Below are 12,972 nucleotides of genomic sequence, written 5' to 3' on the forward strand. Positions count from 1 at the left end.
TTTAAGTTTTGCCTTTTGGCTGGTTTGAGTATTTCTACTTTGGGTGTCGCTGATTTTCTTTAGGGTGGGCTTGGCATAGCTTCCCCGTTTGTTGCTGTCATGGCATCTGCCATTTCATTGAAAGCAAGGGAACAACTCTAGGTTTGGGGTTGAATGGCTTAGCGGTTTGGCTTGTATTCAAGACTTAAGGACGGATTATGTTGTTGCTAAGCCAAATAAACCCCAACACCCTTAAGGCTTGGCGTAGCTTGAAGCCTGCTTGGTTGTTACCATCCCTTTAGCCCCCACCAGGATAAAAATAGACTTTTATGGATTTTCTCCAAGACCATGAACTTGGGCTAGAAGTCCTGTTGGTGCTCAACGCCCTAGCGCATGAAAACCTAAAAACACATCCTCACCATCGCAAGGATTGTGAAAGATCAAGAATTATCTAAGCTGTTATTGCTCGATCAGTGGGGGAGTTAAGAAAAGGGAGAGGTTAAAGAGTGGGGAGATACCAAAATAAAAAACCCTCATTAGAGAGAATAGAGCGTTTGCTAAGGGGCTTGTCAATCTTTTCTTTAAGGGCGCATCTAACCCCTTTTTGGTGCGGACTTTGCCTTTATTTGAGTAAAATGAACTTTGAACCCCACATGCTAGACACCTTGATCCGTTATAGACAAAAGGACTCTTATAGTGGCTCGATGGCAAACAACCCAAGCAACCCTTAAAGACCTATTAGGGGGCCTAAAAATCCCCTGTGAATGTGGGGATTTGCCCCTTTTAAGCGCACACGAAAACCTGAAAAATACACGATGGACTTCATCATCCCTGATAAAATAAACCCCCAAATCATCATCGAATGCTCGTTTTTAAGCACAACTTCTAGCGCACAAGGCGATAAATCTTACCAAGACCAGCTCGCCCAAGAGGCGTATTTAAAATGGTGTGAGGCATGGATTGGCGAGGCTTTGCGTGTCTTACAAAGAAGGGGGTTTTTCTTACACAATATCCCTAAATAGCTCACGCACTACGCGGCTTTTCTCAACACCAGTTGCCCGTGCATTTGCTAGAAAGATCGCTTTTACTTAGATCATTTTTGTGGCTTCATTTGGCCGCGCCATTCCTTTAAAATTTCTTGCTGTTGGCCTCGTCTAAAATGTTTTGCGCAATCTCTTTGACATTTTTACTAATGTTTAAAGAAGTTGTGGCGATTTCGGTGTTGTAGGCCATCGTTTTTTCTAAAATCTCCATCGCTGTGCTGATTTGAGAGATGCTCTCGGTCTGCTCCTCGATCGCGCTGGTTGCTTCACTGATCGATTGACTCAAGGCCTGTATGCTGCCTTCAATCTCGTTTAAAGACTTTTGTGTGTGTTCGGCAAGTTGGCGCACTTCATCGGCCACCACTGCAAAGCCCCGGCCATGTTCGCCTGCACGGGCGGCTTCAATGGCGGCATTCAAGGCCAAGAGTCCGATCTGATCGGCGATTTCATTGATGATGTCGACTATTTTTTGGATGCTCTTGGATTGTTCTGTAACTTCGTAACTTTTGGCGTTGACATTCTGCATAGAATTGTTGATTTGTTCGAGCGCGCTGGTGGTCTGCTCAATAGACTCCATTTGTTGTTTAGACGCGTCTTGTAAGCGGTGTGTGGTGTCGTTGAGCGTGTTCGTTTCCTTGTCTAGGGCGTGGGCGATGTCTAAAGAATGCTGGAGAGAAGAAACAATGCTTTGTTGCAAAGTGTTGATGTCCTTAGCCAGCTGTAAAAACCCACCTTGCAAGCCTTCTGTCTGCACCCTCGCTTTAAAATCATTTTTAGAATAAGTTTGGATCGCAACACTGATTTGGTGGAAGATATCGTCCAAGAATTGCACAAATTGGTTTAGATTTTTACCCAAATATTGCAACTCGGGGTTAGCTGCACTGGCTTGGATGTTTTGCTTAAAATCCCCGTGTGTACCCCATTCAAAACTTTGAGTGCATCTTTAGAAAAAACCTGATCGGACTGGAAGTGTTTAACCGCTTCTTCTATATTGTGCTTCAGGGCGTTAGCCATTTGACCTAATTCGTCTCTTGCGTGTAACACCACCGCTTGCGGGACAGTTTTATCTTTGTAGTTCACAAAGGCGAAAAAATCATTTAGACCGCGGTTGAGCGTGCTGATGTTGCGGGTGATTTTGCGGTAAAAGATGTAATAGGTGGGCACGACCACCAACAACAGCAACAGAGCCACAATGCAGATATAGGTATAAAAATTACGCTGCATGCCGTTCTCAATATCGCGGGCGATCGTTTGGGTGCGCTGGTTGACATTGTCCATATACACCCCCGTGCCGATCCACCAATTGGGCGCGCCCTCGATTTTTTGGGCGTAGGCAATTTTGTCTACATCGCGCGTGCCGCCACCGATCAAAGGTTTAGGAAAAACATAATGCGAAAAACCCCCTTTTTTCATGGCGCCCTTGTAGAGTTCTTGGACGTAAAGCACCCCGTTCTTGTCTTTCACATTTTCAAGACTCATGCCTAACTTGTGTTTGATATTTGGATTATAAAAGGGGCTATACTTATCATAGACAAAGAAATAGCCCGATTTGTCATCCTCAAAGCGAAACCCATCTAATAAGTCGGTGATGATTTGCTTTCTTGCCGTGTCTGCGGGGACATTTCTAATGGCGTGGGAAATGCTGTGGGCTAGGGCATCTGTCGCCAGCTTGAGCTGATCGCCGAGCAGTTGTTTAAAATCAACATTGACCAACGCATTTGTGCGCTTGATCGCCTCTCTGTTGCCATGCACAAACAAAAGCAAAACCACAAGAATCAAAACAATGGTCAAAGTCCATAATGCGACAATCTGCTTGCCCAAAGAAAAAGAAAACGAACGCATATAAGCCTCTCAAAATTTCTCGCGATTGGCTTCATCCAAGATGTCTTGAGCAAGGCTTTGGATACTTCCACTGATCTCTAAAGAATCTGCCACAATTTGGGTGTTGTGTGTCATCATTTCCTCCAAAGTTTCCGGTTTGCCACACGCCACTAACTTTTTTCCTAACAATCTCTTCAAAATTAGAGGACAAAAACTGCCCGCGATAAACGCGCTGTTTTTTCTCTGCACCTAAAGACATCAAGGGAAAGAAAGTGGGCTGTGAGGCCATACCAAAAATCCATTTCTCCAAAAAACTTAGAGCTGGGTAGATGTTAACTAAAATTTTATGGGGTTTTCAAACTTCAAGATTAAAAAGCTCCACAAGTTTTGATAGATTGGTAAAATAGAAACAAAAGCGGGGTGATTTAGATTGCCCATGTTGCGCGCACACCCCCAAAGCCTTCTTTGAAATCCCCTTAAAGTGCAAAACATCGATATGCTACTTTTTAGCTTGTTTGCCTAAGTGTTGGGCTTGATCTTTAAGCCGTTAGTCCCATTAGCCGTCTCATGAAAAAAGAAGTGCTAGAATCTTGGGATATCTTTTAATGGAGGTTTTTATGGCGTGATAAGTTAAGAATGGATACTTTACAAATGGATATTTTAGACTATTTGTCTAAAAATAGATTTGTGGTGCCTGAATACCAAAGGGGTTATGTGTGGCGGGAACATTGCGAGAAGTTGTGGGAAGACATCACGGCGTTTTTTGAGGGGGAGGGGGGTGAAGCTACCTATCAAAACCCCTATTTCTTAGGTTCGGTCGTCTATTACCCCATTGGAGAGAAAATGCACATCGTGGATGGGCAACAGCGCACCACAACTTTAATGTTGTTGCTTAAAGCTATGCATACCAAACTTACAGCAACCAATAACGAAAGCGTGCAGTTCTTAGTTAATAAAATCGCTTCTTGTCTATGGGATGTGGGTGGCAAAACAGGCAAAATCGACTCTGCAAAGCCCCATTTAATCAGCCATGCCATCAGCGATGACAAGCACCAAGTTTTGCAAAATATCCTAGAAAACGGACTAGAGCAAGACGAAGCCGAGGACAACTCAAATTACGAGAAAAACTACCGCTATTTCTGCACACAACTGGACGAATTTGCTAAAGATGACCCGACACGCTTTGAGGACTTATGCTTGTGTGTCTTGGAGTCTTGCATTGTTTTGACTGTGGCGTGCAATGGGCAAGACGATGACAAACGCCTAGAATACGCTTTGAGGGTCTTTAACACGCTGAATAATAGAGGACTCGTCCTAGCGGAGACGGATATTTTTAAAAGTGTGATTTTTTCAGGCAAAAGCCCTAAAGAGAGGGAGGCGTTTATTGCGCAGTGGCAGGATTTAGAGCAAAAGTGCGATGTGGAGTATCTTTTTAGGCTTTGTATGCATGTCTTGCGGGCACGCCATGGAGAGAAAAGCCGCGAGATTGGCCTGCACCCCTTCTTTTATAGTAAGCACCGCAACCTACTCAAAGACGGCTCTATCATGCAAGAGCTTGAAAAGATGCGGGAATTTTTGTATAGCGATGAAGTTTATTCTAAGATTTCTCAGCGTGCCGATCAGTTTTACGAGGTGCTTTTCACTTTAGAAAATGGGTATTGGGAGTTTTTAAACGGGGCTTATTACGCCTATTGCTTAGAAAAAGGCAAAGACTATCTAAAAGGGCTGGATGAAGTTTTAATGCGGACATGCGCGCATTTCTTGGTTTATACCATTGCACGCCACCCCGGACAGATTAAAAACTTGATCTATCACGCCTACACTTCGCTTTACAAAACGGGCACAATCAACTTTGGAGCCCAGAGTCAAGAGATTTTAAAAAGCGTGGTTTATACTAAAAGGAGCGAACACACTTTCCGCACCTTTTTTGAGGCAACGCAAACTAAAAGGCTCACCAAAGCCCTTTTGTTGCTCAACATGTATTTAAAATACCCCGAGCAAAAAGTGGAGGTTTGCGAAAAGCCAGAAATCGAGCACATTTTCCCCAAAACTTGGCAGACAAATTACATGAAGCTTGACAAGAAAAAGGCAAGTGCTTTAGTCGAGTCCATTGGCAATAAAATCTTGTTAGAAAAACCGCTCAACATCAAGGCGAGCAATGGCTACTTTGACGCAAAAAAGCCCAAATACGCCAAATCCAAGTTTTTAGAGGCGCAAGATTTAGCCAAACTTGCCAAAAGCGATTGGCTTTTAGAGGACATCAAAGCCCGCACGGAGGAGATTTACCAACGCTTGTATGCATTCTTTAAAGAATACGCCGTTTAAGGAGGCGCGATGATCGAAAGGGTTAGCTGGGGGAGTGTAGCAATAGAAACCTTGAATCGGTACTTGATCAGCTTTAATAGGGGCGTAAAATACGAAATGATCAAAGAGTTAAACACGCTCTTAAGAAGCATTGGGTGGGTGTGTACGCTGCATCAAACGCCCCTTAAACTTTTAAGCCACCAGGGGATAGAAAAAGTGGATTGTGCGCTGATTTTTGCCCCTAAAGCTGTCTTACAAAAGGATTTAATCAACACTTCTAAACTAAACAGCACACATGGGTTTTATGTGTGCTTTAATCTAGATGTAGGAGATTTTTTCATCACCTGTGGGGTGCAAAATCTTAAAGAGGCACAAGCTTGCCCTGCCTTTAAAAAACTCTTTGAGGGCGATAAAGCTAAATACCGCTTGAAGGGTTATAAGGGTTCTTATTTCCATAAGTCCTTTTTAAGACTGGTGGCGTTGTTTAACGACTTGCCCTTGCAAGATTTTAAAGTGGGAGGTGTTGGCTCTAAACAAACTTTCCCTAGAAAGGCAGATGTTTATTTGCTAAGAGGTGCACAGGCGCACAGCAAGGATTATTTTGAGGAAGCCCTAGAATGCTATGAAAAGAGCGCAAAGATGGGGGATATGGAGGGCTATTATGAAATGGGTGAAATCTATGCGCGTAGAATGGGCAATGAGTATGTGCGTGGTTTTTTTTCAAGTTATGTGAGAAATGGGCCTTACCACACCCAAGCCTTAAAGTATTATGAAAAGAGCGCGAAGATGGGGAATGCAGAGGCTTACAACGAGCTTGGCAAGATTTATTGGTATGCTAAGGGCGTGCCGATGGATACAGAAAAAACCGAAGAATACTTTAACAAAGCAATAGACATGGGCTCTGTGGAGGCTTGTTTGAATATGGCAAGGATGTATCGGGAGGGTTTTGGGTTTATTCTTGAATCCACGGGTAGCCTTGCGTTTTACAGAAAAGCCATGCAAATGGGTAAAACTAAACTAGAGAGGGCAAACATTTGTCTTAGAATTGCCAAAGACTGCTGGGAGCATTGCACAAAATTGCATAAACATCCCCATTTGGCCTTTTACTATTTGAGAAAAGCCGTGGAGTTAGCCAAGGGAGTTGTGGGGGTGGAGGCTTGTAGGCGGCTAGCGTCTTTGGGCTGGGACATCTATGGAGAGGATTATTGGAGAGGCGATACACTAGAGTTGTATCTTAGGGCAATAGAGTTAGGCGACACGGGCCTTTATGGGCGCGTAGCTAAGATGTATGCTAGAGGCATAGGGTGTAAGCAGGATGAGAAAAAAGCCCTAGAGTATTACCAAAAGGCGGTAGAAGTTAGAAGGGGCGATGAGGATTATTATAAGGCTTGTTGTGGGCTGGCGGACATGTATTTTGAAGGCAGGGGGGTGGATAAGGACTATGCTAAAGCCTTGGAATATTATAAAGAGATCATTGAGGCATGGCAACAAAGAAGCGCACAGCCAGAGGGGAATCTGCGGTTCAGCTGGAAAACTTATGGCAAGGCTTGCCATCGCTTGAGCCAAATGTATGAAAAAGGTTTAGGCGTAACACCCGACTTACAAAAGGCGTTTGAGCACCTTAAAAAGGCTTGCAGAAAGGAAGACTGGGAGTGGGAGGATATGGACTACATCGCCCCTAGCCCCTACTAGGGCCAGCCCTTAAAACTCACAACCGCCCCAACAACTCTTGGCTAATGCTTTTACGCAAGTGCAATAAAGGCTCTGAGCCACAAGCTAGGGCTTTAAGGCATAAACTTGTATAGCCTTCAGGCAGTTTGGAGGCTAGGGTGCTTACCCCTGCTTGGCCTTCAAAGCCTTCTAAAAAGCCGAGCAAGCTGTCTTGATCTAGGTGCTTGGTGAAAGCCACGAGGTTTAAATAATGCGTGTAGTTGCCAAACATGCATGGGTTTTTTAAATCTATTTTGCTGGGCTCTAAAAGCGTGTTATCTACAAACAAGGGGTGCACGCTATTTTCTTGCGAATAAGCGATGTTGAGCGTGGAGTGCAAGCGTTTAAAGACAAAGGCTTCGCCGTGCGCGATGCGTCCGGCGGTGATGATCTCGCTATAAAGCAGTTGGGCGTTTTCGTAAAGCACGATATGGCTGTGGTTTTGAAAATGCGCGTTAGCAAAGGGGATAATAGGCAGGGGGCTAAAGTCTAGTAAAGCGTTTGGCTTGACTTCTATGCGGGTTTTACGGCTCGCATAGCCATCTTCCGTGTCTTGGATTTTTTCAAAACTTTGGCTAGAGAGTTTAAGCTGGCAATCTTGCCCCACTTCAATGTCTATCTCGTGCGCATCCCCCTTTAGCATCCCTGGGCTCACGGCAATGAGCATGATCTCAGCGAGGCTGTCTCGAGCGTAAAAGGGGGGCATGAGCTTAAAGGGTGGGGTGAAGTAGTTGTCGGCGATGACACACTTGCCATTGAGCCCCATTTTGGTTTTGAGCTTCAGCCGTGAGGCTTGGGCGTAACTGCTCTTGTGCTCCATTTTAATCTTCTAAAAGCGCGTATTTTTGAATCCAAGAGATCACTTGGTCTAAGCCGTCCTTGCTTCTAATGTTGGTGAATAAAAAGGGTTTGTCCCCACGCATTTTTTTAGAATCGCGCTCCATCACGCCCAAATCTGCTCCGACATGGGGGCTAAGTCAATTTTGTTGATGATGAGTAGATCAGATCGGGTGATGCCCGGTCCGCCTTTTCTAGGGATTTTATCCCCTTCCGCCACATCGATCACAAAGATCGTGAAGTCAGCCAGCTCGGGGTTAAAGGTGGTGGAGAGATTATCCCCTCCGCTTTCAATAAACATTAATTGAATGTCGGGGAATCGTTGATGCATTTCTTCCACGGCTTCTAGGTTCATGGACGCATCTTCCCTAATCGCCGTGTGCGGACAGCCGCCCGTTTCTACACCAATAATTCTTTCGCGGGGCATCACAGAGTTTTTACACAAAAACTCGGCGTCTTCTTTGGTGTAAATGTCATTCGTGATCACCCCAATGCTGTAATTTTGGCTCATCGCCCTAGTTAAGGCTTCGATCAAAGCCGTTTTTCCACTGCCCACAGGGCCACAAACACCGATTTTTACCATGGTAGTCCTTTGTAAAATTTAAGATCAAGACATATACAGGCGGGAGTATAAATGCTCGTGTTGCATCGCCTTAATGTCGTTTTGGATGCTCGCCGCACACAAATAGCGTTCATCTAGATTTTCTAAAGTGTCTAGCAAATTGCTAAAAGTTTCTTGCAAAGCTAATAAAATGCGCTGTCCGTCATTTTGGGCTAAAGGGATGGTTTTCACGCAGTTGATCACCATGTTAGAGCTTTGGGCGTAGAGATAGTGCTTGAGGGCGGTGTCTAGGGCAATGTTAAAGCAGGCACAAAAGACTCCGTAGGCTGTGGCGTGTGTGGGGATGGTGGTCGCCTTAGCGTAGGCTCTAAAAAAGCGCACAAAGGGCAAATCTAGCTGTAAAATGGTCTTTAAAAAGCGGTTGCCAAGTTTTTGGTTCGCGCTCCTTAGCTCTAAAGGAGGGTGGCGAGGCAAACCCTTTCTTCAATGTCTAAAATGTGCCCCAAATGGGGGTCTTGGCTCTCTAGCCCTTGTAAAGCGTGTTGGTAGCTTAGTTTTAAACTGAGGAGATCGCTGTATAAAAATTGTGTGCCTAGGTTGGCTTGCAAGTAGGCAAGCGCGCTCTCTTTGTCTTTGACTTCTTTGTGTTGGATATAGGTTTCTAGCCCAAAAGAGTGGGTGTAAGAGCCGATGGGAAACACGGCATCGTTGATTTGGAGCAGTAAAAAATCGGTGTGCATGGGAGTCCTATTTTTTGATCACAATTTGTAAGTCTTGGCTGTCTGTGAATTTTAGGGGCCTAAAAGTGCCTATCTCTAAAGGGTCGGCGTGCGGCGCGCTCACAGAAATGCGTTTAGAAGCGTCTAATTTGCTCTTTAAAACCGCATGTTCCACGCCCAGCCTTTCAAACAAAACTTGTAGGGGTTTTTCAAATGGGGTTTTAAAACTCAAATTTTCTTCGCCGTAGTATAAAGAGGCGTGGCGGTTACCCACTTCATAGCAGATTCGCGCCACTTCGTGCATGTTAGAGGCGTAGGCGTAAAGCACTTGGGTAGGCAAGATATTGATCGCAATGGTGGTGTCGGGGGTTTGGATCAAAATGTCTCCGTCTGCTAGCCCCACTTTAGGGGGATTTTCTAGCTTCATCACCACTTCCTGCCCGCCTCGTGTCTTAAAACGCCCCATGCGCTTTTGGCTATCAAACCACTCTAGGTCAATGTAATCCACAGCCCCATTTGGGGCTGTGATGTGGAGGTTGCCTAAGATAGCCACAGCGTGCATTTTTTACGCCCAGTGCTGGATAAAGAGCAACCAAGCAGGAATCCAAGCCGTGATGATCCCTTCGATAATCGCAAGCCAAGGCACAAAATTGCCAAGTTTAATTTTAGCCACTTCTTCAATCCAGCCAGTAAGCCAGAGCACACCCCAAGCGAGCCAAATGAAAGCCCACCAGTCGCCTTCAGTGACACCCAAGAATTTGTGGTCATCAAGCACATCTGAGTAGTGGGAGAGGATCGCGGCAGGGATGGTGTTGATGGTTACAAATAAGCAATACCAACCATAGGGTTTCCAATCCAAATTAAAGGTATTGTTAATGGCGGCATAAAGGTAGGTAAAGCCGAATAATAAACCTGTCGCAGGGCCATAGAAGTTGATCAGGTGGTGCGCCACTTGTTGTACATTTTCGGCCCCTTCAACCATAGGGGTGGCGTGGAAAGTGGAGTAAATGATCGCCACCACATTACATACAATGGAGAGCCCACCCACAAAGTAGTTCATGACTGCTTTGCTTTTGGCATCCACGCCTGTGAGCCCACAAACGCCGTTGCTGATCAACACGATCGCAACATACAATAACACGAGTCCTAACATTCCTATCCTTATTGTGAAATAACCAGAGCGTTATCGTTTTATAACGAAAACCCCAAGGAAGCTCCATTATAAAACAATAAAGTAAATCAAACCCCCCCTAAACGACAAAAGCCCCGCTAAAAAGCAGGGCAAATCCTCCCCCCATTTTTGCAGCACTAGAATAGGTTATAGAGTTGTGCTAGGCTCAATTTGTCAGCCGCATGGGAGGTAACTTCGTTGCCATCCACTTTAACTTTGTAGGTTTCAGGGTTGACTTCGATGTGTGCGGTGACATCGTTGAACTTAAGGTCTTTTTTGGTGATGTTGCGGCAGTTTTTCACAGGCAACACAACTCTTTGCAAGCCCAACTCGTGCTTAATGCCGTTTTCATAGGCCACTTGAGACACAAAAGTGATGTTGGTGTCAAATTTGGCTTTGCCGTGGTGGCCGAACATTTCGCGGTAGTACACGGGTTGGGGAGTGGGGATAGAAGCGTTGGCATCGCCCATTTGAGAAAGCGCAATGAAACCGCCTTTGATGATCATGTTGGGTTTAATGCCAAAGAACGCAGGGCTCCAAAGCACCAAGTCCGCGTATTTACCCACTTCTACAGAGCCGACATATTCAGAAATGCCGTGTGTGATGGCGGGGTTGATGGTGTATTTGGAAATATAGCGTTTGATGCGGAAGTTGTCGTTGTCGCCTTTTTCTTCAGGCAAGCGGCCAAATTCTTTTTTGTTTTTGTCCGCTGTTTGCCAAGTGCGGGTGATCACTTCGCCCACACGCCCCATGGCTTGAGAGTCGGAGCTGGTGATGGAGAAAATCCCCATGTCGTGGAGTTTATCTTCAGCCGCAATGGTTTGAGGGCGGATACGAGAGTCGGCAAATTCCACATCTTCTTTGATGTTTTTATCCAAGTGGTGGCACACCATCAACATGTCCATGTGTTCGGCTTCAGTGTTTTTGGTGAAAGGGATGGTGGGGTTGGTGGAGGCAGGAAGGATATTAAATTCGCCCGCCATTTTGATCACATCGGGAGCGTGTCCGCCACCAGCACCTTCAGTGTGGAAGGTGTGGATGGTGCGTCCAGCGATGGCTTCTAGGGTGTCTTCCACACAGCCGGCTTCATTCAAGGTGTCGGTGTGGATCGCCACTTGCACATCGTATTTGTCAGCGATGTTTAGAGCGTGGTTGATGGCTGAGGGTGTGCTGCCCCAGTCTTCGTGGATTTTAAAGCCAATCGCGCCGGCTTCTAGCTGGTCAATGAGAGCAGGTTCAAAAGACACATTCCCCTTACCAAGGTAGCCAAGGTTCATGGCGTATTCTTCAGAAGCGCGGAGCATTTCTTTTAAGTTCCAGCGGCCGGGAGTGATGGTGGTGGCGTTGGTGCCATCTGCAGGTCCAGTCCCGCCCCCGATCATGGTGGTGATTCCGCTAGCAAAGGCAGTAGGGATTTGTTGAGGAGAAATGAAGTGGATGTGGGTGTCGATCCCACCGGCGGTAACAATCAAGCCTTCAGCAGCGAGAGCTTCTGTAGCAGGTCCTACGCAGAGCCTGTTGCAAACGCCATCTTGTAGGTCTTTGTTGCCGGCTTTGCCAATCCCGTGGATTTTGCCGTTTTTAATGCCAATGTCGGCTTTGTAAATGCCGGTGTAATCCACAATCAGCGCGTTGGTGATGACAAGATCGAGCTCATGGCTGCTGGGGCTGTTGGTTTGTCCCATCCCATCGCGGATGGTTTTCCCGCCCCCGAATTTGATTTCTTCGCCATAAGTGGTGCAGTCATGTTCGACTTCTAGGATCAGGTCAGTGTCGCCCAAGCGCACTTTATCGCCCGTAGTGGGTCCATACATAGAAACATATTCTTTTCGAGAAATTTTTTTCATCGGTCTTCCTTTCCTTATTTGTTGTCGCAACCGCAGTTGATAGTGCCAAAGTGTTTTTCTTTAGCGCGTTTTAAGGCGAGTTTTTTGCCATCGTGATCGGCTTGGCGATCGACTAGAGCGTTGAAACCATAAATGCGTTTATTGCCACCGATGTCGATGAGTTCCACGGTTTTTTCTTCCCCAGGTTCAAAGCGCACAGCGGTGCCAGAAGCAATGTCTAGGCGTTTGCCATAGGCTTTTTCGCGATCGAAGTCTAAAAGCTTATTCACTTCAAAGAAGTGGAAGTGTGAACCCACTTGTACGGGGCGATCGCCTTTGTTTTTGACTTTTAATTGGACGGCGTGTTTGCCGGCGTTGAGGGTGATGTCTTCGTTTTTGAGGATCACTTCACCGGGAGCAAGCTTGTCGCTGCCAGCTTCTACGGGAGTGTGGATGGTCACTAATTTTGTCCCATCGGGAAAGCCCGCTTCAATCCCCACTTCGTGGATCATATGCGCCACGCCGGGCATCACATCATCGGCTTTGAGTAAAGTCCTGCCTTCTTGCATCAAATCCGCCACGCTTTTTTTACCGGCGCGGGCCTCTTCCATGACATGGGCGCTAATGAGTGCTACAGCTTCGGTGTAGTTTAGCTTAATGCCTTTTGCTTTGCGTTGTTTGGCTAGTTCGCCCGCATAATGGAGCATCAACTTATCCAACTCTTTAGGTGTCAGTTTCATCCTAAACTCCTCGTATAAAATGGTGTTATTGAATAGCGCAAGCTATCAACGAGGCAGATTTTAGTATCTTTTGGCTAATGGTTGTTAATATTTTGTTATCCAAAGATAATATTATTTATTCTTTGTTAATCTTATTCACAAAAAAGATAGAAAGAGGGGAAAATGGCGGAGAGAAAGGGATTCGAACCCTTGAAGGCTTGCACCTTACACGCGTTCCAGGCGTGCTCCTTCAACCACTCGGACATCTCTCCAACAAAAAC

12 protein-coding genes, 1 tRNA gene and 2 pseudogenes are annotated in these 12,972 nt (G+C 45.8%); 4 read left to right on the forward strand and 11 right to left on the reverse strand.

The genetic code is table 11. The features are described 5' to 3' along the window. Nucleotides 1-545 precede the first annotated feature (545 nt). Together QUE23_RS05245 and QUE23_RS05250 are read left to right on the forward strand one after the other, a co-directional pair. A complete protein-coding gene (locus QUE23_RS05245; RefSeq protein ID WP_286348057.1) occupies nt 546-710 on the forward strand; it encodes a hypothetical protein in 165 nt (54 codons plus the stop codon). Between the two features lie 33 nt (nt 711-743). Continuing rightward, a complete protein-coding gene (locus QUE23_RS05250; protein WP_286348058.1) occupies nt 744-1,001 on the forward strand; it encodes a hypothetical protein in 258 nt (85 codons plus the stop codon). 106 nt (nt 1,002-1,107) lie between these two features. On the opposite strand, the gene QUE23_RS09985 is transcribed toward QUE23_RS05250, so the two are convergent. Genes QUE23_RS09985 through QUE23_RS05260 form a run of 3 tightly spaced genes read right to left on the reverse strand, consistent with a single transcriptional unit; the run spans nt 1,108 to nt 3,014 of the window. Next, nucleotides 1,108-1,878: a methyl-accepting chemotaxis protein gene (locus QUE23_RS09985; RefSeq protein ID WP_353622216.1), complete on the reverse strand. Its 771-nt coding sequence runs from the start codon at nt 1,876-1,878 to the stop codon at nt 1,108-1,110. After that, a complete protein-coding gene (locus tag QUE23_RS09990; RefSeq protein ID WP_353622217.1) occupies nt 1,863-2,864 on the reverse strand; it encodes a cache domain-containing protein in 1,002 nt (333 codons plus the stop codon). The genes QUE23_RS09985 and QUE23_RS09990 overlap by 16 nt, the downstream gene beginning before the upstream one ends. Nucleotides 2,865-2,873: 9 nt before the next feature. After that, the gene (locus QUE23_RS05260; RefSeq protein WP_286348059.1) at nt 2,874-3,014 is read right to left on the reverse strand and encodes a hypothetical protein; all 141 of its coding nucleotides are present in this window, start codon (nt 3,012-3,014) and stop codon (nt 2,874-2,876) included. 465 nt (nt 3,015-3,479) lie between these two features. Between QUE23_RS05260 and QUE23_RS05265 the strand changes: the two genes are divergently transcribed. Together QUE23_RS05265 and QUE23_RS05270 are read left to right on the forward strand one after the other, a co-directional pair. Beyond that, complete coding sequence (locus QUE23_RS05265) at nt 3,480-5,168, forward strand: DUF262 domain-containing protein (RefSeq protein ID WP_286348060.1); 1,689 nt, start codon at nt 3,480-3,482, stop codon at nt 5,166-5,168. 9 nt (nt 5,169-5,177) lie between these two features. Beyond that, nucleotides 5,178-6,839 carry a tetratricopeptide repeat protein gene (locus QUE23_RS05270; RefSeq protein ID WP_286348061.1) on the forward strand — a complete coding sequence of 554 codons (1,662 nt, stop codon included), beginning with the start codon at nt 5,178-5,180 and terminating at the stop codon, nt 6,837-6,839. Nucleotides 6,840-6,855: 16 nt separating this feature from the next. On the opposite strand, the gene QUE23_RS05275 is transcribed toward QUE23_RS05270, so the two are convergent. The 8 genes and pseudogenes from QUE23_RS05275 to QUE23_RS05310 form a co-directional block, all read right to left on the reverse strand. Beyond that, the gene (locus tag QUE23_RS05275; RefSeq protein WP_286348062.1) at nt 6,856-7,677 is read right to left on the reverse strand and encodes an urease accessory protein UreD; all 822 of its coding nucleotides are present in this window, start codon (nt 7,675-7,677) and stop codon (nt 6,856-6,858) included. A gap of 1 nt (nt 7,678) precedes the next feature. Beyond that, a pseudogene (ureG, locus tag QUE23_RS05280) lies at nt 7,679-8,277 on the reverse strand (urease accessory protein UreG). Between the two features lie 24 nt (nt 8,278-8,301). Further along, nucleotides 8,302-8,996, reverse strand: a pseudogene (locus QUE23_RS05285) (urease accessory protein UreF). Nucleotides 8,997-9,003: 7 nt separating this feature from the next. Continuing rightward, on the reverse strand, nt 9,004-9,537 hold the full coding sequence (locus QUE23_RS05290; RefSeq protein ID WP_053830445.1) for an urease accessory protein UreE: 534 nt from the start codon (nt 9,535-9,537) through the stop codon (nt 9,004-9,006). A 3-nt stretch (nt 9,538-9,540) separates the two neighbouring features. Continuing rightward, nucleotides 9,541-10,128: an AmiS/UreI family transporter gene (locus QUE23_RS05295; RefSeq protein ID WP_053830446.1), complete on the reverse strand. Its 588-nt coding sequence runs from the start codon at nt 10,126-10,128 to the stop codon at nt 9,541-9,543. Nucleotides 10,129-10,283: 155 nt separating this feature from the next. Continuing rightward, the gene (ureB, locus tag QUE23_RS05300) at nt 10,284-11,993 is read right to left on the reverse strand and encodes an urease subunit beta (RefSeq protein ID WP_286348063.1); all 1,710 of its coding nucleotides are present in this window, start codon (nt 11,991-11,993) and stop codon (nt 10,284-10,286) included. A 14-nt stretch (nt 11,994-12,007) separates the two neighbouring features. Beyond that, nucleotides 12,008-12,712, reverse strand: coding sequence for an urease subunit alpha (gene ureA, locus QUE23_RS05305; protein ID WP_286348064.1), 705 nt, complete (start codon nt 12,710-12,712; stop codon nt 12,008-12,010). A 163-nt stretch (nt 12,713-12,875) separates the two neighbouring features. Continuing rightward, nucleotides 12,876-12,963 (reverse strand) — tRNA-Ser (locus QUE23_RS05310). Nucleotides 12,964-12,972: the final 9 nt, after the last annotated feature.

Origin of the sequence: Helicobacter felistomachi, assembly GCF_030296895.1 — a bacterium.
GTDB lineage: Bacteria > Campylobacterota > Campylobacteria > Campylobacterales > Helicobacteraceae > Helicobacter > Helicobacter felistomachi.

What these genes read in the sequence shown, in the direction of transcription:
- QUE23_RS05250 (WP_286348058.1), top strand. Translation starts at nt 744, where the DNA reads ATGTGGGGATTTGCCCCTTTTAAGCGCACACGAAAACCTGAAAAATAC.
- QUE23_RS09990 (WP_353622217.1), bottom strand. Translation starts at nt 2,864, where the DNA reads ATGCGTTCGTTTTCTTTTTCTTTGGGCAAGCAGATTGTCGCATTATGG.
- QUE23_RS05265 (WP_286348060.1), top strand. Translation starts at nt 3,480, where the DNA reads ATGGATACTTTACAAATGGATATTTTAGACTATTTGTCTAAAAATAGA.
- QUE23_RS05270 (WP_286348061.1), top strand. Translation starts at nt 5,178, where the DNA reads ATGATCGAAAGGGTTAGCTGGGGGAGTGTAGCAATAGAAACCTTGAAT.
- QUE23_RS05275 (WP_286348062.1), bottom strand. Translation starts at nt 7,677, where the DNA reads ATGGAGCACAAGAGCAGTTACGCCCAAGCCTCACGGCTGAAGCTCAAA.
- QUE23_RS05290 (WP_053830445.1), bottom strand. Translation starts at nt 9,537, where the DNA reads ATGCACGCTGTGGCTATCTTAGGCAACCTCCACATCACAGCCCCAAAT.
- QUE23_RS05295 (WP_053830446.1), bottom strand. Translation starts at nt 10,128, where the DNA reads ATGTTAGGACTCGTGTTATTGTATGTTGCGATCGTGTTGATCAGCAAC.
- ureB (WP_286348063.1), bottom strand. Translation starts at nt 11,993, where the DNA reads ATGAAAAAAATTTCTCGAAAAGAATATGTTTCTATGTATGGACCCACT.
- ureA (WP_286348064.1), bottom strand. Translation starts at nt 12,712, where the DNA reads ATGAAACTGACACCTAAAGAGTTGGATAAGTTGATGCTCCATTATGCG.